Annotated in this window: 22 protein-coding genes; 18 read left to right on the top strand and 4 right to left on the bottom strand. The window is 39.2% G+C overall.

The window, feature by feature from the left end; translation table 11 throughout:
* Positions 1–69 precede the first annotated feature (69 nt).
* A complete protein-coding gene (locus AC4G3O_RS03435) occupies positions 70–1,872 on the top strand; it encodes a S9 family peptidase (protein ID WP_491135804.1) in 1,803 nt (600 codons plus the stop codon).
* 97 nt (positions 1,873–1,969) lie between these two features.
* Positions 1,970–2,173 carry a transcription initiation factor TFIIIB gene (locus AC4G3O_RS03430; RefSeq protein ID WP_148629946.1) on the top strand — a complete coding sequence of 68 codons (204 nt, stop codon included), beginning with the start codon at positions 1,970–1,972 and terminating at the stop codon, positions 2,171–2,173.
* A gap of 181 nt (positions 2,174–2,354) precedes the next feature.
* Here AC4G3O_RS03430 and AC4G3O_RS03425 read toward each other — a convergent pair whose 3' ends face one another.
* The 4 genes from AC4G3O_RS03425 to AC4G3O_RS03410 all read right to left on the bottom strand — a co-directional run bounded on the left by AC4G3O_RS03425 (position 2,355) and on the right by AC4G3O_RS03410 (position 7,950).
* Positions 2,355–3,275, bottom strand: a complete 921-nt coding sequence (locus AC4G3O_RS03425; protein ID WP_148629944.1) for a VOC family protein — start codon at positions 3,273–3,275, stop codon at positions 2,355–2,357.
* A 12-nt stretch (positions 3,276–3,287) separates the two neighbouring features.
* Complete coding sequence (locus AC4G3O_RS03420; RefSeq protein ID WP_139891638.1) at positions 3,288–4,250, bottom strand: fumarylacetoacetate hydrolase family protein; 963 nt, start codon at positions 4,248–4,250, stop codon at positions 3,288–3,290.
* A 326-nt stretch (positions 4,251–4,576) separates the two neighbouring features.
* Entirely contained in the window at positions 4,577–5,791 is a 1,215-nt protein-coding gene (locus AC4G3O_RS03415; protein ID WP_139891640.1) for an MFS transporter, read from the bottom strand.
* A 326-nt stretch (positions 5,792–6,117) separates the two neighbouring features.
* Complete coding sequence (locus AC4G3O_RS03410; RefSeq protein WP_140461641.1) at positions 6,118–7,950, bottom strand: XylR N-terminal domain-containing protein; 1,833 nt, start codon at positions 7,948–7,950, stop codon at positions 6,118–6,120.
* Positions 7,951–8,315: 365 nt separating this feature from the next.
* Here AC4G3O_RS03410 and AC4G3O_RS03405 point away from each other — a divergent pair, with 365 nt between their 5' ends.
* From AC4G3O_RS03405 to AC4G3O_RS03330, 16 genes are all read left to right on the top strand, one after another.
* Positions 8,316–9,515, top strand: coding sequence for an acyl-CoA dehydrogenase family protein (locus AC4G3O_RS03405; RefSeq protein ID WP_491135803.1), 1,200 nt, complete (start codon positions 8,316–8,318; stop codon positions 9,513–9,515).
* Between the two features lie 98 nt (positions 9,516–9,613).
* Positions 9,614–10,564, top strand: a complete 951-nt coding sequence (locus AC4G3O_RS03400) for a VOC family protein (RefSeq protein WP_148629939.1) — start codon at positions 9,614–9,616, stop codon at positions 10,562–10,564.
* A gap of 14 nt (positions 10,565–10,578) precedes the next feature.
* Positions 10,579–11,433: an alpha/beta fold hydrolase gene (locus AC4G3O_RS03395; protein WP_140461638.1), complete on the top strand. Its 855-nt coding sequence runs from the start codon at positions 10,579–10,581 to the stop codon at positions 11,431–11,433.
* A gap of 42 nt (positions 11,434–11,475) precedes the next feature.
* Entirely contained in the window at positions 11,476–12,978 is a 1,503-nt protein-coding gene (gene tcuA, locus AC4G3O_RS03390; protein WP_491135802.1) for an FAD-dependent tricarballylate dehydrogenase TcuA, read from the top strand.
* 22 nt (positions 12,979–13,000) lie between these two features.
* The gene (locus AC4G3O_RS03385; protein ID WP_139891653.1) at positions 13,001–13,858 is read left to right on the top strand and encodes an alpha/beta fold hydrolase; all 858 of its coding nucleotides are present in this window, start codon (positions 13,001–13,003) and stop codon (positions 13,856–13,858) included.
* Positions 13,859–13,885: 27 nt separating this feature from the next.
* The gene (locus tag AC4G3O_RS03380) at positions 13,886–15,094 is read left to right on the top strand and encodes an acyl-CoA dehydrogenase family protein (RefSeq protein WP_140461635.1); all 1,209 of its coding nucleotides are present in this window, start codon (positions 13,886–13,888) and stop codon (positions 15,092–15,094) included.
* A 23-nt stretch (positions 15,095–15,117) separates the two neighbouring features.
* On the top strand, positions 15,118–16,071 hold the full coding sequence (locus AC4G3O_RS03375) for a VOC family protein (protein ID WP_139891657.1): 954 nt from the start codon (positions 15,118–15,120) through the stop codon (positions 16,069–16,071).
* Positions 16,072–16,087: 16 nt separating this feature from the next.
* Entirely contained in the window at positions 16,088–16,558 is a 471-nt protein-coding gene (locus AC4G3O_RS03370; RefSeq protein WP_139891659.1) for a flavin reductase family protein, read from the top strand.
* A 14-nt stretch (positions 16,559–16,572) separates the two neighbouring features.
* Positions 16,573–17,343 carry a 2-keto-4-pentenoate hydratase gene (locus AC4G3O_RS03365; protein ID WP_140461633.1) on the top strand — a complete coding sequence of 257 codons (771 nt, stop codon included), beginning with the start codon at positions 16,573–16,575 and terminating at the stop codon, positions 17,341–17,343.
* Between the two features lie 9 nt (positions 17,344–17,352).
* Positions 17,353–18,240, top strand: coding sequence for an acetaldehyde dehydrogenase (acetylating) (locus AC4G3O_RS03360; RefSeq protein ID WP_140461632.1), 888 nt, complete (start codon positions 17,353–17,355; stop codon positions 18,238–18,240).
* Positions 18,237–19,238 (top strand): 4-hydroxy-2-oxovalerate aldolase, encoded by a 1,002-nt coding sequence (dmpG, locus tag AC4G3O_RS03355; RefSeq protein WP_139891665.1) that lies wholly within the window; start codon positions 18,237–18,239, stop codon positions 19,236–19,238. Before AC4G3O_RS03360 ends, dmpG begins: the two co-directional genes overlap by 4 nt.
* A 316-nt stretch (positions 19,239–19,554) precedes the next feature.
* Positions 19,555–20,508: an SMP-30/gluconolactonase/LRE family protein gene (locus AC4G3O_RS03350; RefSeq protein WP_139891667.1), complete on the top strand. Its 954-nt coding sequence runs from the start codon at positions 19,555–19,557 to the stop codon at positions 20,506–20,508.
* A 141-nt stretch (positions 20,509–20,649) separates the two neighbouring features.
* A complete protein-coding gene (locus tag AC4G3O_RS03345) occupies positions 20,650–21,600 on the top strand; it encodes a VOC family protein (RefSeq protein WP_139891669.1) in 951 nt (316 codons plus the stop codon).
* 24 nt (positions 21,601–21,624) lie between these two features.
* A complete protein-coding gene (locus AC4G3O_RS03340) occupies positions 21,625–22,410 on the top strand; it encodes an adenylyltransferase/cytidyltransferase family protein (protein WP_491089701.1) in 786 nt (261 codons plus the stop codon).
* Positions 22,411–22,424: 14 nt separating this feature from the next.
* Positions 22,425–23,318, top strand: a complete 894-nt coding sequence (locus tag AC4G3O_RS03335; protein WP_225983586.1) for an isocitrate lyase/PEP mutase family protein — start codon at positions 22,425–22,427, stop codon at positions 23,316–23,318.
* The gene (locus AC4G3O_RS03330; protein WP_140461629.1) at positions 23,315–24,730 is read left to right on the top strand and encodes an FAD-binding protein; all 1,416 of its coding nucleotides are present in this window, start codon (positions 23,315–23,317) and stop codon (positions 24,728–24,730) included. Before AC4G3O_RS03335 ends, AC4G3O_RS03330 begins: the two co-directional genes overlap by 4 nt.
* Positions 24,731–24,737: the final 7 nt, after the last annotated feature.

Genomic DNA, 24,737 nt, shown 5'->3' with positions numbered 1-24,737 from the left:
TCATATGTTTTACATAAAGTTGGTTAGATTGATTGTGTATCACAAAAAATGAATATGAGGAGTATGTTTATGTTTACATTTCCAAAGCCAGATGTAGAACAATTGCTGCGAACTGTTTCTATGATTGATTTTGCTGTCAGCCCCGATGAAAAACAGATTATCATCAGTACCAATATAAGTGGAAAATATAATCTTTGGGCGATGAATATGCCTAATGCCTTTCCATATCGGCTGACCTTCAATGATCAGCCATCTGAGTATTTACTGTATGACCCAAAAGGAAGATTTGTTATAGCTGGCTTTGATCATGACGGTGATGAGAATACTCAATTTTATGCCATGCCGACATATGGCGGTGCCTTGAAGGAGCTAGTTTTTCAAGAGAATACACGTAATTTTCATCCGTTTCTATCGAAGGACGGCGAGCGATTATACTATACATCTACCAAAGAAAATGCGTCTTTCCTCAGTAGCTATTGCTTACAAATGGACACGGGGGAAGAGACAAAAGTATTGGATGGGAACGGAGGCATTACCATTCTAGCGGAAGTGAGTGAGGATGAATCCGTTATTCTCTATACCAAACAATTTTCTAATACTAATTCTCTATATTATGTGAAAAAAGCGGATGAAAATATCCTGCTAACTCCGCCAACTGATGAGGAGCATACCGTTAGTGAAGCTGTTTTCGTTTCGGATCAGGAGGTCTATTTAATCACGGATTATGATGCGGATTTTTCTTATTTAGCAAGCTTTAATTTGGAAACCAGGGAGTTTACTAAGCTTAAAGAATTGCCGCAGGAGAGCTTCACCAATCTTACATACGATCAGAAAAACAAAATAGTCTATATTACTGCTGAAAAAGGAGTGCGGGATTATTTATACGCCTATCGTATTGATAATCAAGCATGGGTAAAATTGAACCCTCCATGTGACCTCCTAACGAAAAAGGTTGTCTCTAATTCTGGTTCCCTTTATTTGCTCGGAAAGAGTTCAAACACACTTGCGAATATATTTAAACAGATTGGTGAGGATGAATGGGTCACAATTACTGACAATACCCTAGCTGGTGTTCAGAAGGAGGATATAGTAGAGCCCGAGATTATTACGTATTCATCTTTTGACGGTCTCCAAATTGAAGCGCTTTTATATAAAGCAAAACCTGAAAATGATAACGGAGAGACTCTTTTATGGGTTCATGGGGGACCGCAGTCTGCAGTACGGAAAGGTTTTAATCCATTCTTTCAATATGCCTTAGATAATGGATATAGTGTTTTTACTCCTAACTTCCGTGGTTCCACTGGATATGGATTACCATTCACCAAAATGGTGGAGCGTGCCTGGGGTGCAGGAGCCCGATTGGATATTATTGCTGGTCTCGATTGGCTGATTGACCGTGGATATACGAAGAAAGGCGATATCTTGCTGATCGGAGGCAGTTACGGTGGATATATGTCATTGCTTTTACATGGACGCCATGCTGATTACTTTAAGGCTGTGGTAGATATTTTTGGGCCATCCAATTTATTTTCCTTTGTTCATTCAGTGCCGGAAGATTGGAAACCAATCATGGATGCTTGGGTAGGTCACCCCGAAAAAGATCGCGAGAAATTGATAGAATACTCACCTATTACCTATATTGAGCAGATGATAAAGCCGATGCTTGTTATCCAAGGTGCCAATGATCCAAGAGTTGTAAAGGCCGAATCAGACCAAATTGTGGAGACTCTTAAGGAACAGGGGAGAGATATCTCCTATATGGTCATGGAGGATGAAGGACATGGATTTTCTAAAAAGGAGAATGAAATCGTTGTGTATCGCAGGGTTTTAGCTTTTTTTGAAGAGCATCGTCTTGTGGAAGTAAAATCCTAGCCTAGATTTTCTCAAACGGCGAAAAGTAATGTATTGCAGTTTGTGGCGTTTTCCTTATGGAGAAAATGATAGGAGATTTTCGAGTGGAGGGACTAACGTGAAGCATTCTAAAGTAAAAGAATGTCCTCAATGTGGTGAGAAAGAGCTGGGGATCGGGAAACATACCGGATATGGAGTCATGTACCCCAAAAATAAAGTAAGTATAGGTTCAGAGATTGAATACATGATTTGCACCGGATGTGGATTTATCATCGAAGGCTATGTGAAAAAGCCGGAGAAATTTAAAGAAACGCTTTACTGAGAAAGATGACTAAAAAGAAAAGAATTAGCTGAATAAAGTGTTGACCCTATTCAACGCTTAAACCCAGGGAACATAAACTTACTGATATCAAAAATGCTTGGAATTATATGATCCAAGCATTTTTTGTCTGGTTTCAACAAATAGGGACATTTCATGAGGTACCAGAAATATAAGTTTGTTTTTATATAGGGAAGATAGCCTTAGGGCGATCTTGTTTCCAATCTTCAACTGTAGGCAATGTATCGCCAAATTGTGTTTCCCAGTGTTCGAAGGATTGCCATGTTTTTGGACGTAAGGGTAATTCTTTGTGCCACGGGCGTGGCTCCAAAATATTTAATTCAGGAATGTATTTATCCATATCCGTATATAACTCAATGACATGCTTATCGGGATCTAGATGGTAAGACGCGATATTGTGACCAGCTGTATGGCGGCTGGGTCCCCAAATTGTTGGTATATTGTGTTTCATTAAAATATCAGAGCTGTCATATTGATGAGCGGGATTGCGTAATTGAAAGGCAATATGATGCATGTACGATTTTTTACCTTGAATGATATTAATCGTATGATGATCTTCATTACATGTTAAAAAGTTGGCTAAATCAAGTATACGGTCGGTTTTGTAAAAACCTAAAATATGGTGGTAGAAGTCCACCGTTTTCTTCGCATCTTTTACGCTGATTGATAAGTGGCCCAATTTAGTAGGAATAATACCGGATGTTGCGTATCCGGGAGCGCTGTAGTCTATACTATGATATAAAAAAATGCGGTTTCCATCCGGATCATGCAACTGCAATTGTTCAGGTATGCCAACTTGTCTATCATGGACAAGCTCACTTACGATTCCTTCTTCTTCTAAAAGGGATTGAACGTATTCTAATGATACTTCAGGATTTACTTGCCATCCGATTCCTTCCATGAAACTTTCGTTACTTGGTTGAATGACAATATTATGATGTTCTGCACCTGTACTGATATAGGCAACTCCGTCTCCTCCGCGTTCTACAAGCTTACATCCGAGAACAGTGATATAGTAATCGACCATGGCCTCAACATCTTTCGAAAAAAACGTCACAAACCCTAACCGGAAAACTGGAATCATGTGGACGCCCCTTTACTTTACAGCAGCTGCCTGTATTATTTTATTTTCTTGTACACCTAAATCAATGGAACCATCCGTGCTTTTTATTTCGAGAAGCATGATATCTCCAGATTTTAAATAACCATTGTTTTGTTGAGTTTCAATAAAATGGTCAATTTTATCCTGATGTGAAATTGTATTATCATAAATATGGTTGATGATTTCAGAATTTAAACGAAGACATACTCCACCTGGGGTACCTGTTAAAATTAAATCACCAGTTTTTAAATTAAAAATCTCTGACATCTCAGTCAGTGTTTCCGTCGGTTTAAATAATAATTGATCAGTTAAAACCCTTTGACGTGTTTCACCATTTATTTGTAAATGTAATTCCAATTGATTCAAGTAAGGAAATTCATCTTCATCGAGTAAATAAATATATGGTCCCACCGGACAAAAACCACGATAACTTTTTCCTTTGAACCATTGCTGTTCCAGAATTTGAACATCACGCGCCGAAATATCATTGGCAATCACTATTCCAGCAATATAATGGACTAAATTATTTTCTGTAATTTGGATGGGCTCAGTAATGTCAGTTTTAATAATTAATCCCAGTTCGATTTCATAATCCAATAGTTGAACATGAGTTGGGCAAATAATATCAGCAGCGGCAGATGTTAAGGTACTGGATGCCTTTGTGAACAATAAGTTATATGGTGGCTTTTGCTTAGTAAAACCAGCTTCTTCACGGTGTACGCTATAGTTTGTACCCTGACAAAATATATTTGCATCATCTGTTACGGGTGATAGGATTGTGATTTCATCTGTATAAATAATTGTTCCGGTGTGTTTTGCCCGCTCAATTGCCTCTCGACCGTTAGATAGTAAGTCATGTAAGGTTTCAGCCTCGTGTTCAACAATGCGGATTTGTTCACTGAAAACACCCCAATATGTACGGTCTGATTGTTTGAATCGAAGTAATTTTGTCCCCATATTTTGATAGCCTCCCAGAAAATAATTTGTTTGTTTAAGTGTAGATGATAGAAAAGGCACTTAACTAGAATAAGAATTATTGAAATACATAATGAAATTAAGTAAAAATCATTGAATCAATCTAACTGGGGGAAGAACTTGGCTTACCGTTATCTGATTATGCGACTGGACAAAATACCAAGGTTGGAGGGAATTGGTAATATCGTTTCTCGGAATTCCACATTTACGGAATTACTCGGCAATAAAGTACTATAAAATAAAAATGATCTCATAGAGACTCTCCTTATGAGATCATTTTTATTCTCGAATTAGGTAAATACTTACCGTTAAATAATATGTGTGGTCTTTGAGGTTGCGTTTGATTGTGAGTCTTTTTCTTTGATGAGAGTCGTGACCGCAGACCAAGCAATCGCTAAAAGGAATAGGCCAATAGATGCTAGAAGCAGAGTGAATCGGCCGTTTTCCTGGCCTGTTATATTAAGTAAAAACTGGTACATAAACGAACTGGTAATACCACCTAATCCTTGGGCCGCAGCAGCGAATCCTACAAAGGAAATACCCTTCGCAAGGTTTGACAATTCAGATACTCGGGCGAGTACGCCTGGAATCACAATTCCTAATCCCATTCCTCCAAGAAAACTAGCCATATTGATCATCATTAAAGTGTTTGCATAATAACACCATAAGATACCAACAGCGGTTAGTAAAATTCCAAAGGGAATATTGAAGTTTGGCCAAAGTTGGCGCATGGGACCAAAGAAAAGTCCGACAACCAAGGTACCAAAGGTGAATAAAGAGATGGCAAAACCGGCCTCCGTAGCATTCCCAAGGTTTTCCGCTTGGATGATAATAGAAATATTTGTTACATACCCAAACACCAATGCTGTGAAGATAACTTGGCCAATCGTAAAACCATAAACGGTTTTTGGTGCAGAGAACAGGATCTCTTTAAAGGATGCATTGTGTACTTCTTGTTTTTTAGGCTCAGGCAAATATAAGAAGGTGAGTGCTAAAATCAAGATCGGGAATAAGTAAACTAAAAAGCCAAACTGCCAATTGTACGCATCAGCCAGCATACCTCCGACTACCTGGAAGAAAATCGCTCCGATACATGCAACTGTGGATGTTCCCAAACCAATTAAGAAATCACGATCACGACCATCAAAGAAACTTGTGATAATATCAACCGATAATGGTAATGTAATGCCGACTCCAAGTCCCAATAGTCCACGGAAGGCAATAATTAAAAAGAGATTATCAATGAAAAATGGCATGATACCGCCAATGATGAAGAAGGCTAGTCCTGTAAATAATAATCCTCGTTTTGAGTACTTATTAGCCAGTTTCCCATAAAGCAATGAAGGTATTATTTGAAAAAATCCTGGGATAGTAGCAATTAACATGACTACCGACGGATTGTAGTTTGGGAACGCTTTAATTAAATCGGCCATGATAGATCCTGCAACCCCGGCAGCAACGTCCTGAAATGCAATTAAAACAATTAAAAATTTCAAGAAAGCAGTACTCTTTGCCTTCGCCATCTTTTAATAACCCCCTGTTTTACTATTTCTATACGCAAGCAGCCTCACTACTATCCTCTTGTTATAACAACTCATGCGATAATCGTCATGAAGATGAGCAGAACTCCTTACGTTTAGATTACACTCGATATTAGCACAGATAATCGAGGCATAAATCAATGATTTTTAGGGGAAAAATTCATTGATTTTGTATAAAGATATTTGTTTTTTACTCCATTAAATAACGAAAAATCAATATGGCAAAGAGCATAAAGGTGTAAATTAGACTATTTTAGAAAGTATATAAAAATCTGCGTATTTCACTAAAATTTATTGAAAAAAGAGAGCTAATCAATTTCAATTTCACCAAGAATAATTAGAGAGTTTAAGAGCAACATCAACTCAAAGGAGTGCTTGGAATTTCTTAAGTCTTTTTGTAGTAGTTCTTCTAGCTTTTGAATTCGATAGACTAATCCGCTCATGGATAAATTCAAGTCCAGCATGGTTTGTTGCAAATTCCCGTAATTGTTTAAAAATGCGTAAAGAGTTTTAAGAAACTCCTCTTTTTTATTTGGCTTCAATGATAGGATGGGCTCTAATTCACGTTGCGCGATTTCGATAATGATAGAGCTATTAGTTTGGTTAATGATTGATCCCATCACACTTGTATCTTCAAAATAAATGATATCACTGGCTTTATTGACATTAAGTGATGTAATGGATTGCCGTTTTGCCTCTGGAATATCGTCTATATCATGGATAGCCCGGCTTAATCCAATACGGAATTCATGGTTTTTGAATGTACGATGCAGGTGTTTTAATATATTTCTTAGTATTTCTTGTGTTTTATCAATTTTTGGGAATAAAAACGTCACTTCTTCCTGAAATTCTGTAATAAATATAGGGATTTGATGCATTTCTAAATAAATAGTAAAAGACTGGATTATTTTATTAATCATGATGGAATCTTTAATAGGAATGCCCTTTTTGGTAATGCGTAAGTTTCCAATATAGAAGTCTTCATTTAAATCTATCTGGAGTAAATAACTGCGATAAATCATATTGCTTTTGGAAGTATACTGCTGTTGTAAAAGTTGCTCGAAAAAATACGCTTTCATGTTCTCAATTGCTTCTAAGCTCGACTTTTCATTCAAATAACATAGTGATATGGAATTAGCAGCACGCTGTAGAAAATTCATTTCATCTTTGAAGTTATGGTCAGTTGACCGATAAATAAACGAAATATATCCAATAATTTGGTTTTGGACATTTATGGGGCTGATCAGGCGAATATGTTTTTCGCAGTTTACTTGAATAGAGTGCATCGGCTCAAGATGCTGCATTAAAATCTTCCCTGAACGTGTTTGAGGCATCTGGCTGGCAAAATCTAAGGTTAACTCATTTAATTCTTCTTCAGTAATTCCAATTAAGTGATGGGTATTAAAATTTAAATCCTGAAGGATGACTGGAACGTTTAAATTATCATAGATTGTTTCTAAAATTTGTTCTATTCGCATACCTTGGGCGATTCCAAGGGTTAAGTTGTTATGGAATGAAGATACCTTCTCGGTTAGTTTTTTCTCTTCATACAATTGTTCATATGTCTGGTTTAGTTCATCAATCATACGGGATTGGTGAATTTTTTTAAATTGTGCCTGTGTTGCTTCATCCCAATTCTCAATCATGCGCATTTCAAAGGCACATTCATCATCCCCTCTAGCTTTACATGTGACCTCTACAATATAGATTTTACGTTTGGTTAAGTAGGATGTGTAACCACTTGAATAGCCTGCTAATGTATGGCAAATACAGGTTTGGCTTTTTCCGAAATATTTGGTGTGTTCAGTTACTTCGTAAGAATTGATCCAAACCCCCTTTGCATGCATAAAACGAACCGTATCATCGGGATTCAGCTCTAAAATGCGATTGGAGATTAAATCTGTAATTTGTCCGGAATTGAGATGGTAACCTGATGCGCTATCAAGCTTTTCACGCAAACTTAATGGACGCTGTTCTACTTCTTTGGCATGAGTGACCCCGATATTCCATCCATAACGCTGTAAGAAAATCTTTGCATGCTCCAAACCTAATGTTTCTATTAATTCTTTTCGTAATAGTCCAATCGTATTGGCTGTTGTAAAAAGTTCTTTATCTGCTATATTAGTAGAATTTGTTGTCATAAGAATACCTCCTCTAACTAATAAATACTTAATTGAAGCGCTTACAGTATATATTAGCAGATATAATTTTAATTTTATAAAAATTTTGAAAATACTTTATCTAAAATCCATTAGTGCAAAGTGCCTAAAAGATAATCGGTAAATTTGAGGTGATATTTTTCTATATGCCAGATTGAAGGAATGCCAGATTAGGTAGGGGAAAGGCCATGGGATTAGAGGAACTGATACAGATAATACCATTGTATTTTATTTATGATTCGGTAGTTTTTATTGGAAATAAGGTTGAAAATTCAAATAATTTAATCAGACTTTTATGAAAGTAGGTTTGATAAATTAAAGATACATTCAGATAAGGAGTTGAACATATGGATACAATTTTAAAAGAAACAGAATTGGATCTTATGACAAAAACGAAAGCGGTTGCAGATGATATTCGCAAACGTGTTAAGGAAACTGAAGAAATTCGCAGAATTCCAGAATCGACTATTAAACAATTAAAAGACAATCAAATTTTCAAAATGCTTCGCCCTAAACGATATGGTGGACTTGAAGTCAGTATTCAAACATACAGCCAGGTTATTGTTGAAATTTCAAAAGCCTGTGCGTCTACAGGATGGATTGCCTCCTTATGCGCAATACGAGAAATGATGGTGGCTGAATCATTTACAGAAAAAGCTCATTTGGAGATTTTCGTAAACGATCCTGAAGATGTATTATTTGCCGGAGTGTATGAGCCACGTTCTTGTGAAGTGAAAAAGGTTGATGGCGGTTACCTCGTTGAAGAAGGACATTGGATGTTTTGTTCGGGATCTTTACATGCAACATGGGGTTATTTTGGCATGTATTTGAAGAACGAACAAGGTGAAATTGAAAAGCAGTTACTAGCAACTCTGCCGTTTAGTGAATTGGAAATAGAAGATGATTGGAATACATTGGGGCTTCGTGGTACTGGTAGTAATGCAGTCCGTATGAAGAATGTTTTTATACCCGATCATCGTTGTACATCCTTTGTAGACATTTTAAATGGAAACTTTCAATCAGAGCATTTACGGGATATCCCATTATATCATTCTGCTTTGTTTCCATGTTTAATTTTATCGCTTGGATTGCCGGGATTAGGGGTCGTAAAAGAGATGCTTGATAAGTTTCATGCTAGTTTGCCGTATCGTACAGCCCAGCATATGGGGGTAAAAATGATTAAGGATGCAGCAAGCACGCATTCATTAATTGCTGAAGCAACTTTAAAAATCGAAACAGCCGAAATTTACTTAATGAATATTGCCAAAAAAATTGATGAATGGGCAGAGAAAAAAACAATTATGCCAAGTGATGAGAGATTAAAAGTACTGGCAGATATCGGCTATAGTAACAAATTAATGAATGAGGCAGTACAACATATTTTAGCAGCAAGTGGATCAGGATTTGTATATGATGCGAGCCCAATGCAGCGATTGATTCGTGATTTTATTACATTGCATTCCCACCGTTCATTGTCGCCGGTTATTACCCAGGAAAATTATGGGCGTCAGCTTGTTGGTCTACAACCTAATGCGGTTCGTTATTAAGTAAATTTTATTGAAAAATAAGCAGTTATTAGTGAACTTTTTATATAGTTTACCAGTACTTAGATCCTTAATATAAAAAATGAGGGGGATTCTTACTCATGGGACCGCGAATTGCCCAATTAGGTTATGTTGCTCTTGAATCTTCCGATATTGAAAAATCGGTGGATTTTTTTCAAAACATCATTGGTTTAGAGCTGACTGAAAAAGTAGGCGAACAATACTATTTCAGAGCCTGGGGAGATTTTCAGCATCATACATTATCAATCTCACCCGGCATTAAGGGCAAGGTGAAGCATATCAGTTTTCGCACCAAATGTGCAGAAGATGTGGATTCGTTTGCAAGCAGACTGAATCAAAAGGGCTATGAGATTGAATATGTGCAAGCTGGAACGACACCTGGTATTGGCAGAGCGATTCGATTTATGGCAGCTTCCGGGCATAGAATTGAATTGTTTTATGATGTCGTAAAGACAGAGGTAGAAGAACATCGACGTTCTGTGCTCAAGAATCAAACGTATAAAGCATGGGCAAAGGGTATTTCACCAAGGCGTTTCGATCATGTCAATATTCATACAGCTGCGCCGGAGAATACAGCTTATGATTTCTTTATTGAAGAATTAGGATTCCGCATGAATGAATGTATTGAAACCGAGGATGGGAAAATATTGGCGGGTTGGATGAGCGTTACTCCATTGGTGCATGATGTCGCACTTGTTGCTCATGAATCATTGGAAACAACAGCACGCTTCCATCATATCTCCTATTGGTTGGACAGTTCAGGGGATTTAATGCGGGCAGCTGATATTTTAAAAGAACATGACCTGAAATTCATAGGACCAGGTAAACATAGCATTTCGCAGGCTATCTATTTATATGTTATTGATCCGGGAAGTGGATGCAGAGTTGAATTATTTACAGGTGGATACTTAATATTTGAACCTGATTGGGAAACAGTGGTTTGGCGCCCGGAAGAAAGGGCTTTTGGCAATACGTATTGGGGAGATAGCATTACGGGAAATCCGTTAATTGTTCCAACAATTGAAGCATAGGGAGGCATGGGTAAATGGCAATGACAAAAGAGGTAACCATTACATCAAAGCATCTGAAAACAGGTCATTATACAACATGGATAAACGAAGCTGGTAAAGGAAATGCAGAAACCATTTTATTTTTACATGGTTCTGGACCAGGGGTAACATCATTGGCTAACTGGAATTATGCATTACAGGAATGCGCTGATTCTTTCTATTGTTTAGCACCAGATTTATACGGTTTTGCCCAAAGTGATCATCCGGCTGAGCCATTAAAAAATCGCCAAATGTGGATGGATTGTTGGATTGAACAAATCATAGAGTTGCTCGATTATTACGAATTAGAGAAAGTGCATGTTGTTGGAAACTCCTTAGGCTGTTCTATAGCCCTGGAATTGCTGTTGGAGTATCCAGAGCGTTTTGACCGAGTTGTCCTGATGGGGCCGGGTGGTACACCAAATACTAAACTAAGTTTTGAGCTGGCACGTGCTAAAGCATTTTATGATAACCCGTCAAAAAAACGACTTCAACAAATTATGGGCTGGTTTGTCTACGACAAGGAAGCAATGCAGCCAGTCATTGATGGGCTTACGGATTCCCGATATGAAAATGCAATGCGTGAAGAAGTTCGCCGTTCAAACAATTCTATTTTTTCAACGGCTGCTGTCCCAGTCCCAACCGTGGCATTACGCAGAATTAAGAACCAGATCTTACTGGTCCATGGCCGTGATGATCAAGTATGTTCGATTGAGTCAAGTTATTATTTATTAGAGCATCTAAATGATGCCCAACTCCACGTTTTTAGTAAATGTGGGCACTGGACACAAATTGAAAAGAAAAATGAATTCAACAATCTTATTCAGCAATTCTTTAAAGGTATTTTATGAAACTCTTATTAAGCGCTTACAAGATGGATAGGAGTGAATAAAATGAGCGAAGCAACAGACATTGTGGTGGTTGGGGCTGGAAATGCTGCTTTGTGTGCTGCGATTGCGGCAGCAGAAAAAGGAGCCCATGTGACGGTACTTGAAATTTCTTCAGAAGAAGAAAAAGGGGGAAACACGGCTTATACACATGGTTCGATTCGCTTCGCCTACAATGATGGAGCACAGGTTCGATCGCTAATGCCAGAAATGACAGATAAGGACTTCGAAATAACGGAGTTTGGGACATATATAGAAGGGAAATTTTTTGATGACTTGTGCCGGATGTCCAATTATCGCACAGATTACGATTTGGCTTCCATCATGACAAAGAAGAGTTATGAGACTGTACTATGGCTAACAGAGCACCATGTGAAATGGCTTCCGATTTATGGGCGCCAAGCTTATAAAATGAATGGGAAATTCGTGTTTTGGGGCGGCATGGTCATTGAAGCTGTGGGCGGAGGAAAGGGCTTAGTAGATTCTCTGCATAATGAAGCCAAGCGTTTAGGCATAACGATTCATTATAATACAGCAGCGGTCGAGCTTGTCCATGAGAATCGGACGATTGAAGGTGTGATTGTCCGTTCGAATGGAAAAGAGCACAAAATAGCTTGTCAAGCAGTCGTGCTGGCATCCGGCGGTTTTCATGCCAATGTTGAAATGCGAACAAAGTATTTGGGGGCTGGTTGGGATACTGTCCATACACGCGGCTGTAAATACAATGTTGGTGACGGCCTGCGAATGGCCATGTCATTAGGTGCACGAACAACCGGCAATTGGTCTGCGGCACATGCCGTAAGTGGTGATCGATACTTAGCTGATTATAAGGAAGGTTTTCAAAAATTGAGCTTTCCATTCGGAATTATGGTCAACAAGGATGGCAAGCGTTTTATTGATGAGGCTGCTGATTTTCGCAATTATATTTATGCAAAAGTAGGACGTGAAATTTTAAAACAACCGGGTCAGCATGCATGGCAAGTGTATGACGCTAGAGCTAAACCTTATTTACGTGAAGAATATAATGGTCGTCATGTTTCAAAAGTGGCTGCAAATACACTCGAAGAATTAGCAGAAAAAATGGAAGGCATTGATGCCGATAGTTTTTTGAGAGAGATTGAGAGGTATAATGACTCGATTGATCAGAATATACCATTTAATCCAAACCAGTTAGATGGGAAAAAAACAACAGGCCTTTCTGTTCCTAAATCAAATTGGGCGAATCCAATTGATGAAGCGCCGTTTGAAGCATACGAAGTTACGTGTGGAATTACCTTTACTTACGGCGGTTTGAAGATTAACAAACGAGCGCAAGTGATCCACAATGATTTCACGCCTATTGAAGGCTTATACGCAGCCGGTGAAATAGTAGGGGGATTATACTATGACAATTATCCTGGCGGAGCCGGTTTAACCTCAGGTTCTGTATTTGGAAAAATTGCTGGGGAGAATGCGAGTCTATATAGTACGAAACGAAAAAATAAGATGTCGATTGTGAATAAAATGTAGTTGTAAACAAAGGAGGATTCTTATGACGATTTTACAAAGAAAAGTGAAAACCGGAGATTATGAAACCTATTTTCATGAAGGAGGTTCGGAAAATAAAGAAGTTGTGATATTAATTCATGGTTCCGGACCGGGGGCAAATGCAAAAGCAAATTGGCAATTTGTTTTAGAAGATTATGCGAAAGATTTCCATGTCATTGCACCTGATCTAGTTGGCTTTGGAGAAACGGATCATCCTGAAGTATATCCAGAAAACGGAGTACAGTGGATGTCATGGCGTATCAAACAAATTTTAGATTTAATGGATGCTTTAAATATTGAAAAAGCGAATTTAGTCGGCAATTCACTCGGTGGCGTCGTATCCATGTATTTAAATATGCAGGCTCCGGAGCGGTTTAACAAAATCGTATTAATGGGCGCCGGTGTATTGTTAAAGGAGCCGACACCTGAATTACTAAAATTAACAAACTTCCACTTAGAGCCGAGTAAAGAGAACTTACGCAATCTATTAAGCTGGTTCGTTTATGATTTAGATAAAATGGAGGATTTCGTGACCCAAGTGGTCGAAGCACGTTTTGAAATGTTCCAGCGTCCAGAAATTTTCCGTTCTTATCGTGAAAACTTTACCAAGTCATCCTTAACCGAAATGCTGATTCCACAAACGGCACTTGAGAGAATGAAAAATGAATTTTTATTAATCCATGGTTACTACGATCGGTTTGTTCCTTTACAAAGCAGCCTTTACGCTTTAGAACACTTACCAAATGCCGAACTGCGCGTATTTAAAAAATGCGGCCACTGGGCCATGATTGAGCAACGTGAGGAGTTTTTACACGCAACCAAACATTTCTTTACAAAGGATAAAACGCAAGTTGAAATTTAAGAATATTCAAAAAGTAGGGGTGAACTTATGAGTGAAACTATCGTAAAAAGAGAAGAAATCAGCGAGGTATTAATCGAAAAGGCGCGTTCGCTGCAAAAGCAATTACGTGATGCAACCCTTGAAATTGATCAAACGAGCAAAATATCAGACGAGATTATTCAGGCGATACGTGAGAACGGATTACTGAAAATCCTTCGACCAAAAATGTTCGGAGGCTTTGAAACAGATATGCGTACGTATTTTGATGTAGTCACAGAAATTAGCCGCGGAAATCCGTCAGCCGGCTGGTTCGTATCGTTAAGCAATATTCGTGATTACATGATTTCATATGCATTTGGGCGCGAAGCTCTGCACGAGATTTTTGGACCGAATCGTGACCAGGATGTCGTTCTAGCCGGGAACTTCAAACCGATTCGTATTGATATTGAAAAGGTCGATGGTGGTTATTTTATCAAAGATGCACAATGGCCATTTGTTTCTGGATCTCCATATGCAGACTGGTTCTACTTTGGGGCACCGGTAGATGATGGGAATGGCGGAGTAGAAATGGCGATTTTAGTCATCCCACGGAGAGATGTAGAAGTAATGGATGACTGGAATGTAGTTGGTTTACGTGGTTCAGGCAGTAATAGTGTAGTAGTCAAGGATGTCTTTATTCCTGACCATCGTGTGTCATTAGATCGACTGGCACAGCAAGGTCACTATATTATTGAAGAATTACAGGGGAATCCATTATATCGAACGCCGTTTGTGCCATCCTTAACCTTGTCTATTGCAGCCCCAGCACTGGGAATTGCCCAAGGTGGATTTGATCTACATAAGGAGCGTGTGTCAAAAGCAAGCATTGGAAATACCTTTTATTCCAAAATGAGCGAGGCTGCCGTGACACATTTACAAATTTCTGAGACTGATATGAAACTGGAATGTGCTCGCATGCTGTTTAATCAAGCTATCAATGATTTAGATGATTATTCAACACGCGGACAGGATTTCACACAAAAGGAAAGTATTCGAATCAAAGCTATGTTTGGATATGCCAACCAGCTCTGCAAAGAAGCTTTTGATCTCATGCTTGCAGGAGCAGGATCTGTATTTGCTTACAATAATAATGTATTCCAAACCTTTTATCGTGATTTTATTTCTATGCATTTACACGGCTTCATTACTCCATCGAGTTTATTAGAGACATATGGACGCACTATGTGTGATTTGGAACCAAATACGTATTTTGCTTGATTGATAAATAGGAGGTAGGGAAAATGAGTAAACCGGAAATTTCAAAATTAGGGCATTTTGGATTAGTAAGTACAGATTTAGAGAAATCATTATGGTTCTTTAAAGAAGTTATTGGTTTGGAAGAAACAGATGTTCAGGATGGTGTGCATTATTTGCGTGCTTGGGGGGATTTTGAGCATCATACATTAACGATTCGTGCAGGAGAAGAATCCCATTTGGATCATATTGCCTGGCGTACAAAACGTCGTGAAGATGTGGATCTATTTGCGGAGCAGTTGCAAAATAGTGGTATGACAATCGAATGGGTAGAAGAAGGGGCAGAAAAAGGACAGGGGAAGGCATTTCGCTTTAAACTCCCTAGTAATCATACATTTGAAATTTACTTCGATATGGAAAAAACCTTGGCTTCACCTGAAACACGTTCTGTATTAAAAAACCAAACACATAAGTCTTGGAATCGTGGGGTTTCACCCCGAAGGATTGACCATGTTAATCTATTAAGCTCTCTTCCGGCTAACGAGCTATCCGATTTTATGCAAGAACACTTAGGTTTCAATTTACGGGAATATGTAGAAGCACCGGACGGTACCTATGTAGGTGCCTGGTTAAGTGTGACACCGCTTGTCCATGATATTGCATTTAGCTTTGATCCGAATTCACCATCCACACATGAAGTTCACCATATTGCCTATTGGTTGGATAACGCACAGGATTTATTGCGTGCAGCTGATATTTTGAAGGAGAATGGAATTTACTTCAAAGGACCAGGGAAGCACGGAATCTCGCAGGCTATGTATATTTATGCCATTGATCCAGGCAGTGGGGTAAGGCTGGAGATCTTCACAAATGGTTATCTCATTTTTGAACCGGATTGGGAGCCAATTCGTTGGACAGTCGAAGAAATGGAGATTGGTTTCACCTATTGGGGAGACCAAATGGACGCCAATACTGAAAACAATCCAACCATTAAAGCATAAAAAGGAGGTTAACCAAATGGATGATCGTTTATTTCGAAATGCAATGAGTAAGTTTGCTACGGGCGTGACCGTCATAACAACAGAGCATGAAGGACAGGCTCACGGTATGACAGCAAATGCATTTATGTCCGTCTCACTCGATCCGAAATTGGTTGTCATTTCAATCGGTGAAAAAGCGCGTTGTTTAAATAAAATCCGTGAAAGTAAACAGTTTGCGGTCAATATTCTGGCAGAGGATCAACAAGACTATTCAATGATTTTTGCTGGACAGAAGAAAGACGGTGCTGCTATTACATTTGATCGATTGGCGGATGTTCCGGTATTAAGCGGTGTTTTGGCACAGATTAGTTGTGACGTTGTTTCAGAGTATGTTGAAGGAGACCATACCTTATTTATTGGTAAAGTCCGGGCAATCCAGCTTGAAGATAAAAATCCCCTTGTATTCTTTGCGGGGCAATACAGGTTATTAGAGTCTGTAACCGTTTAAGGAGGCCATGTAAATTGGATATTCAAAAAGCAGCTTTCGATTTACTTGTAGCTGAACGTTTGAAAACACCGATTGAACCTTTTACATCGTCAACCGATCTCTCGGTTGACGATGCTTATCGTATTCAGCTTTTGCAAATTAATGAGAAGTTAAAAGATGCACATTTGGTAGGAATGAAGATTGGTTTAACAAGTAAAGTTATGCAAACGATGTTTAATGTCGATACTCCTGATTTTGGGCATATTTTAAATACGATGGTATTTGAAAATAGACAGACACTTTCGGTTTCTCAATTTATTGAACCGAAAGTTGAATTTGAGCTGGCCTTTGTTTTGAAGGAAGATTTAAAAGGTCCTGATGTGACCAGTGAACAAGTTTTGGCAGCGACTGAGGCAATTGTCCCTGCCATTGAAATCATTGATAGCCGTATTAAGAATTGGCAATTTAAATTTCAGGATACGGTTGCAGATAATGGATCCTCTGCCGGTGCAGTATTGGGGGAAAAACACCCTGTGCCTTCATTGGAGCAATTAGCTAATATTCGAGTTGTCGCCAAGAAGAATGGTGAAGTATTTGATGAAGGTATGAGCAGTGCAGTGATGGGAAATCCGGCCAAAGCGGTGGCCTGGTTGGCCAATATGCTTGCAGACTATGATATTACTTTGAAGGCAGGGCATTTTATTTTAGCCGGTGCGATTACGGCTGCGGTACCATTTGAATCAGGAGATGTCTTTGAAGTGGATTTTGGTTCCTATGGAGAAGTGAAACTATCTTTTACGGAATGAGGTGAGCATATGGAAAAGTTGAAAGTAGGAATCATTGGTTCAGGAAATATCGGGACAGATTTAATGTATAAAATCGAACGATGCGATGCTTTGGAAATGTCAGTTATGGTCGGGATTGATCCTGAATCGGAAGGTTTAAAGCGAGCCCGTGACCGGGGATATGTCACAATTGATAACGGTATTGAGGGTTTATCTGAAAAAATGGAACTGGTCGATATCGTTTTTGATGCAACAAGCGCTTATGCTCACAAGGCAAATTATGAAGCTGTTAAATCAGCGGGAAAGAAAATGATTGATTTAACACCGGCGGCAATTGGACCATACATGGTGCCGCCGGTTAATTTAATGGAACATTTAGATAAGGATAATGTCAATTTGGTAACTTGCGGAGGCCAGGCTACGATACCAATCGTTCATGCAATTGGCCGGATTGTTCCTGTAGAATATGCAGAAATTATAGCAACAGTCGCAAGTAAAAGTGCAGGACCTGGCACACGCGCCAATATTGATGAATTTACAAGGACAACCTCTAAAGCAATAGAAGTTGTCGGAGGAGCTAAGAAAGGTAAAGCAATCATTATATTAAATCCAGCAGAACCGCCGATTATCATGCGCGATACGGTTCATGCCATTGTGGAAGCGTCAGGACAGGAAGCGGAAATTACACAGTCCATTCAAACAATGATTAAAGAAGTTCAACAATATGTACCTGGTTATCGGCTGCGGGGAGAACCTATTTTTGAAGGGAATAAGGTTTCTGTATTCCTCGAAGTAGAGGGTGCAGGAGATTTCTTCCCTTCCTATTCTGGGAATCTGGATATAATGACAGCTGCGGCTGCCCGTGTAGCTAATGAAATGGCGAAGAACATTGTGATGCAGGGAGGTGCTATTTCATGAGAGATATTCACGTATTAGACGTATCCTTACGTGATGGGAGCCATTCAATGAAACATGCTTTCACAGAGCAACAAGTCCGGAATATTGCGAGTGGTCTGGAGCGAGCGAATATTGAATATTTCGAAGTGGCACATGGAGATGGACTAGGTGGTTCAAGTCTGCAATATGGTCTATCTGCGGTTGATGAACTGAAATTAATAGAAGCTGCGGTAGAAGAATGCACCAATGCAAAAGTGGCTGTGTTACTCATTCCGGGAATTGGGATTAAAGATGACCTGAAAGAGGCGGTAAAAGCAGGTGCTAAAATGGCAAGAATTGCGACACATGTAACGGAAGCTGATATTGGAGCGCAACATATAGCCATGAGCCGTGAATTAGGTTTGAAAACGGTTGGTTTTTTAATGATGGCCCATATGGCACCGACAGATGTTATCGTGAAGCAGGCTCAATTATTTGAGAGCTATGGAGCTGAGATCGTATATGTGACCGATTCGGCAGGAAATATGTTACCTCATCAGGTGACAGAGCGGATCCGTGCATTGAAAGAAAATGTCGGAATTGAAATTGGTTTCCATGCACATAACAATCTATCTCTGGCTATGGCTAATTCATTAGCCGCGATTGAAGCAGGTGCCACGTATATCGACGGCTCACTACGTGCACTTGGGGCGGGCAGCGGCAATACACAAACAGAAGTCCTGGTAGCTGTTTTGCAAAGACTTGGTATTCAAACGGGTGTTGATTTATATAACATAATCGATGTTGCCAATAAGATGGTTGCGCCCATCCTGCCAAGACCGCAAGAAATCTCAGGTTCCAGCCTTATTATGGGCTATGCGGGAGTTTACTCAAGCTTCTTATTACATACAGAAAAAGCTGCCCGACAATTTGGAGTGGACGAACGAGAGATTTTAATAGAATTGGGTGAACGCAAAACGGTTGGGGGACAAGAGGATCTTATTTATGAAGTTGCCCAGCAATTAATGTTAGCTAAATAGATCTATAGCAATCTCTAAGAGAAAAGAAGGAAGATTAATTAGCGATCTTTCTTCTTTTTTCAAATTCTATCGATTTTTTGAATCATGAATGGTAGTTCCACTAAGAATTTTACCATTTGTAAGATTAATTGGCAGATAAGGTTTCAGGTGGTAGGGGAAATACTTTACTGGTTTTTAGATTATGGTGATGATGGCTTCTGTAAGGCACGGACATCCGAGTAAATGGATTTCATGCAGTTAAATTTTAATGAGGGATGGTGAATAGAAGAACTTCGATTAAATTGACACACTATCCATAAACGTAGGTGATGAAAATATGAAAAAATGTGGACAGTATCGTGCCAAATTTGGTAAAGGCCCCATTTGGCACGAAGCGTATGGAATTATGTGGCTGGATATCGCTTCTAAACGAATTATTACGTATAATCCCGCAACTGAACAAGAGAATGTATATGATGCTTTAGGCTGGATTAAGGCGATCATTCCATTAAAGGATGGAAGATTTATTGGTATATATAAAGACGGTTTATATCATTTAAACTTTAAACAGGGAATTAAGTCTCCTTTTGTTATACAGGAATCATGGAATAATATGTGTTATTTGAATGATGGAAAGTGTGGACCTGATGGACAAATTTGGGTTGGTTCATCGGATGGCTTTTTTAAAAGCTTTAAAGAATCACCTCATACTGCCTTTTCGCAATATCCTTTTTCGAATTCAAAATTATATTGTATAAATACGTTCGGTAATGTTTCAGTACAAGTGGATGGAATCACGCTATCTAATGGATTAGATTGGGACAGGAAAACAAATAAATTTTATCATATTGATTCGTCGAAATACTCTATTTACCAATATCAACTTATGGAAAACGATCAGATTCAATTTGAAAAAATTGTGTATACATTTGAGATGGATGAAGGGTTTCCTGCTGGCATGGCAGTAGATGGAGAGGGAAACTTGTGGGTTTCCCTTTTTAAAGGTGGAATTGTGGCATCCATTTCAAAAAAGCCGACTCGTATTGTTTGTATCAATCCGAGGAAGATGCAGGTTATTAAGGAAATTGTGATTCCCTTATCCCATATATCTTCGTGTACGATTGGCGGAGAGAAAATGGATACCTTATTTGTTACCACGGCCTATGAACCACTTTCTGAAGAAAAAGTGAAGCAGGAACCGTTTGCGGGTTATTTATTACAAATGAAGATTGAATCTATCGGTGTAGCAAACTATGAATTTGCACTGAATAATGAAAATAGTAAGAGATAAAATTCGGTATATTTTTATGGAAAATCAATTAGTTTTAAGAAAAATGCTGTGTAGCTATCCGTATTGTTGTTTTGTAAGATTAAAACGAAGTAAGCGGAAGGCTCAGATAAATAGAATTGTAGCAAGGAGGTCATGGAGAAGATGAAGCCGGAAATTGCAAAGCTTGGGCATGTTGCACTTGTGACAAGTGATTTAGAGAAGTCATTATTCTTTTTTAAAGAAGTCATTGGTTTGGAAGAAACAGAAGAAGTAGATGGTGTCCATTATTTACGCGCGTACAGTGATTTTCAACATCATACATTAAGTGTCGAAGCTGGTGACAGCGGTTACATTAAGCGGATCGGCTGGCGTACAAAAACACCTCAATGTCTGCAGGGATTTAAACAGCTGCTGGCAGATCAAGAGGTTGAAGTAACAGAATATCCAAAAGGGACAACAGTAGGTATTGGAGAGTCCATACGTTTTAAAATGCCAAGTGGCCATACTTTTGAATTGTATTATGATGTTGAAAAGCCAAAGGCACTCAATGGGCATGCTTCCGTTTTGAAAAATCAAGTTTATAAGTCATGGAGGAAAGGGATCTCTCCACGTCGTTTTGATCATGTTAATATACACACATCTACTGATGCTGATCAATCTTATGACTTTTTAATCGATGTCTTAGGATTCAATATGAGAGAGTATATGCGTGGGGATGAGGGGATTTTGGCAGGATGGTTAAGTGTTACCGCATTGGTACATGATGTTGCCTTATTAAAGAAAGACACGTTACCAACCCCTGCACGCCTACACCATATTTCATACTGGTTGGATGATTCGCAGGATATTTTACGTGCAGCTGATATTTTAAAAGAAAACGGAATGACGTTTATCGGTCCTGGAAAACATGGTGCATCACAAGCAATTTACTTATATGTCATGGACCCGGGCAGTGGCTGCCGGGTGGAACTGTTTTCCGGCGGTTATTTAATTTTTGAACCAGACTGGGAGCCGGTTGAATGGACATTGGAAGAACGCTCATTATGTAACACATATTGGGGAGATACCGTCCAGGATAAAGAGCTTAACAATATTACTATCGAAGCGCGGTAATACCTAAAAAGGCAGGGGAGGAATATGAAAACGATTATTGTCAACGAGAAAAATCTATCCATAGTGCAGGAGAATAGTCAGCAGAATGTCATGGCTTTAGGATTTTTTGATGGAGTTCATAGAGGTCATCAAAAAGTAATTATGCGTGCTAAAGAAATAGCAAATGAGAAAGATTGTTCTCTTGCCGTAATGAGTTTCTTTCCACACCCCAAAACGGTGTTTTCAAACCAGGAAGTTGATTATTTAATGCCAATGGAACAAAAGGCAGAGCGGCTAAAAGAGTTGGGTGTAGATATTTTTTATATTACTGAGTTCACGAAGGACTTTGCTGCTCTTTCACCAGAAACATTTGTACAAGAATATTTAGTGAAGATGCAAGTGAAACATGCTGTGGCTGGCTTTGATTACACCTATGGTAAAAGGGGAGCTGGCACCATTCATACGATTGCCCCGCACAGTCAGTTTAAGATTGGTATTGAAGTTGTTGAAAAGTTTGAGATGTATGGCTCAAAGGTGAGTTCAACCAACATCCGGGAACTTCTTCAAAATGGTCAGATCGACACCGTCACAAAGTTACTGGGCAAGCCTTATCAAGTCAAATACTCCTTTAAAGAAGGCGTTGCGCCGTACTATACACTTCCTGAAAAAGGTCTGTATTATGTAAGCATTATTTTTGAAGTAAGAATGGTTTCGCAAACAATTTATGTACAGGATTGCCACACTATACTTTTTAATCGAGAATTCTCCAATCAAGATTGTACAATCATTTTTCATCAGCGAGTAACCCAGCATGAACAAGTAATTAGTTAAGGGATTGAACTGATATGATATCAAAAACAAAACAGTTTCAACATTTATTAAATGGTTCTGAAACATTTATTTTGCCAGGTGCTTATGATGCGATGACTGCCCGATTAGTCGAAGAAGCTGGATTTGGAGCTATATATGCGACAGGTGCAGGAATATCAAATGCCCAGCTAGGTTGGGCCGATGTTGGTTTAACCACGTTAACAGAAATTGCACAGGTAGTTGCCTGGATGGCTGATGTAACAACTGTTCCTCTTGTAGTGGATGCAGATACGGGGTTTGGCAATGCCATTAACATGCAAAGAACGGTCAGAATATTGGAGCGTGCCGGTGCGGCAGCCATTCAGATCGAGGATCAGGTGATGCCCAAAAAATGTGGTCATTTTAATGGAAAAGAAGTGATCTCTAAAGAGGAGATGATAGGAAAAATAAAAGCAGCCCTTGATGCTCGGGCCGATGAAGACTTTGCGATTATCGCGCGTACAGATGCACTGGCGGTCCATGGGATTGAAGAAGCGGTTGACCGAGCGAATGCGTATAAGGAAGCTGGTGCACATGCCATATTTGTTGAGGCACCAACTGCCATCGATCAGATAGCATCCATTCCAAAGTTAGTGCCGGATATTCCTTTAATATTAAACTTGGTGGAAGGCGGTAAAACACCTCTTATTTCAAAAGAAGAAGCCCAGGCAATGGGATATAAAATTGTGCTTTGTGCCAATACAGTGTTACGAGGTGCCATTAAAGGGGCAATGGATGCACTGCGAGTGTTGCAGCAGGACCAATCACAAGAAAATATTCATGACTATATATGCTCATGGAAAACAAGACAGGAGTTATTTAAATTACATGAAATAAATGAATTGGAAGTAAAATATTCTGAATCTTTAAAAAGTGGTGATTCCAGATGACTGAAGTAGATTACGATTTAATTATTGTTGGTTGTGGTGCAGCCGGAACAGCCACGGCTTTGGCGGCTGCTGAAAAGGCTAAAGAATCAGGAGAAAATATGTCAATTGCTATTCTCGAACGTGCGCCATTTGAAAAACGAGGCGGGAATACACGGTGGACAGCAGCTTATATGCGCATGGAAAACATTGATACACCTGCTCCAAACTTCGTTGAAGACATGTTGAATTTTTCGGATCAAGCGATGGGCCGCGAATATGCAGAGACCTTACAAAGCGAAGCAGGACCGACACTGCGTTGGGTTGAATCAAAAGGGGTGGATTTTGATTTTCTGCCAACCATGTTTTTGACAGCTTCACGTCCGCGTTTACTGCCTGTTGGGGGTGGACGTGCCATCATCGATACCCTAAGTCAGCGTGCCCGTGCTTTGGGAGTAGAAATTATTTATGAAGCAGCAGCCTGGAATTTGTCCCTAAATGATGAAGGAGCTATTAACGGAATCTTCGTACGTTCTGCAGATGGAAGCAGTATGCATTTGAAAACAAATGCTGTTGTTTTGGCTGCTGGTGGATTTCAGGGAAATAAAGAAATGATGGCCCAGTATATAGGCCATGACGCTCATAAAATACCTCCCGTATCAGAAGGAGGGCTCTTTAATAAAGGTGAAGCTATTCGAATGGCTTTAAATATTGGGGCAGCGGGGAATGGCCAATTTGATTCCTTCCACGCTGAAACGGTTGATCCACGCAGTAAACGTGAGGAAGCCGGAGTCATGTTGTTTCCGTATGCTATTTTAGTAAATCAAAATGGAGAGCGTTTTACGGATGAGGGTGTAACCACCATTGATGAACAATATGAAGAAGTGGCCCGTAAAATCTTCTATACCTGTGAAAATCATATTGCCTATATGATTACAGATCAAAAAATGTATTCGATTCCAAACTATGAAGAAGCACTTCAGACAGATATACCAGCAGTTGTCGCTGATTCTATTGAACAATTGGCCGAAAAACTAAATGTGAATTCAGAGAATCTCGTAAAAACGGTGGAGGAATTTAATAGCGCTTGTCCGGAAGGTGAATTTATCTATAACCGGTTAGATGGATTAGCAACCAATGGATTGACTTTAAATAAATCCAATTGGTCCATTCCTATCAACGAAGGCCCCTATATTGCTTACCCAGTTCATTGCTGCAATGTGTTTACAAATGGCGGATTAGCTACTGATACAGATGGAAGGGTGTTAACGGGAGACGATATTGCTATTCCGGGTTTATATGCAGTTGGTGAAACTTCAGGCGTATACTACGGGAAATATCCGGGTGGTACATCTGTGCTTCGATGTCTGGTATTTGGTCGACGGGCTGGTAAACATGCGGTCTCGTATATTTCCAGTTTCCAAACAACCCGGTAAAAAGGAG

It is taken from the genome of Bacillus sp. z14 (2026) (genome assembly GCF_058313575.1).
This window is presented reverse-complemented; position numbering and strand designations above follow the sequence as displayed.

Bases quoted from the DNA above. Each gene is read 5' to 3' on its own strand.
- AC4G3O_RS03435 (WP_491135804.1), top strand. From the start codon at position 70: ATGTTTACATTTCCAAAGCCAGATGTAGAACAATTGCTGCGAACTGTT.
- AC4G3O_RS03425 (WP_148629944.1), bottom strand. From the start codon at position 3,275: ATGATTCCAGTTTTCCGGTTAGGGTTTGTGACGTTTTTTTCGAAAGAT.
- AC4G3O_RS03420 (WP_139891638.1), bottom strand. From the start codon at position 4,250: ATGGGGACAAAATTACTTCGATTCAAACAATCAGACCGTACATATTGG.
- AC4G3O_RS03415 (WP_139891640.1), bottom strand. From the start codon at position 5,791: ATGGCGAAGGCAAAGAGTACTGCTTTCTTGAAATTTTTAATTGTTTTA.
- AC4G3O_RS03410 (WP_140461641.1), bottom strand. From the start codon at position 7,950: ATGACAACAAATTCTACTAATATAGCAGATAAAGAACTTTTTACAACA.
- AC4G3O_RS03405 (WP_491135803.1), top strand. From the start codon at position 8,316: ATGGATACAATTTTAAAAGAAACAGAATTGGATCTTATGACAAAAACG.
- AC4G3O_RS03400 (WP_148629939.1), top strand. From the start codon at position 9,614: ATGGGACCGCGAATTGCCCAATTAGGTTATGTTGCTCTTGAATCTTCC.
- AC4G3O_RS03395 (WP_140461638.1), top strand. From the start codon at position 10,579: ATGGCAATGACAAAAGAGGTAACCATTACATCAAAGCATCTGAAAACA.
- tcuA (WP_491135802.1), top strand. From the start codon at position 11,476: ATGAGCGAAGCAACAGACATTGTGGTGGTTGGGGCTGGAAATGCTGCT.
- AC4G3O_RS03385 (WP_139891653.1), top strand. From the start codon at position 13,001: ATGACGATTTTACAAAGAAAAGTGAAAACCGGAGATTATGAAACCTAT.
- AC4G3O_RS03380 (WP_140461635.1), top strand. From the start codon at position 13,886: ATGAGTGAAACTATCGTAAAAAGAGAAGAAATCAGCGAGGTATTAATC.
- AC4G3O_RS03375 (WP_139891657.1), top strand. From the start codon at position 15,118: ATGAGTAAACCGGAAATTTCAAAATTAGGGCATTTTGGATTAGTAAGT.
- AC4G3O_RS03370 (WP_139891659.1), top strand. From the start codon at position 16,088: ATGGATGATCGTTTATTTCGAAATGCAATGAGTAAGTTTGCTACGGGC.
- AC4G3O_RS03360 (WP_140461632.1), top strand. From the start codon at position 17,353: ATGGAAAAGTTGAAAGTAGGAATCATTGGTTCAGGAAATATCGGGACA.
- dmpG (WP_139891665.1), top strand. From the start codon at position 18,237: ATGAGAGATATTCACGTATTAGACGTATCCTTACGTGATGGGAGCCAT.
- AC4G3O_RS03350 (WP_139891667.1), top strand. From the start codon at position 19,555: ATGAAAAAATGTGGACAGTATCGTGCCAAATTTGGTAAAGGCCCCATT.
- AC4G3O_RS03345 (WP_139891669.1), top strand. From the start codon at position 20,650: ATGAAGCCGGAAATTGCAAAGCTTGGGCATGTTGCACTTGTGACAAGT.
- AC4G3O_RS03340 (WP_491089701.1), top strand. From the start codon at position 21,625: ATGAAAACGATTATTGTCAACGAGAAAAATCTATCCATAGTGCAGGAG.
- AC4G3O_RS03335 (WP_225983586.1), top strand. From the start codon at position 22,425: ATGATATCAAAAACAAAACAGTTTCAACATTTATTAAATGGTTCTGAA.
- AC4G3O_RS03330 (WP_140461629.1), top strand. From the start codon at position 23,315: ATGACTGAAGTAGATTACGATTTAATTATTGTTGGTTGTGGTGCAGCC.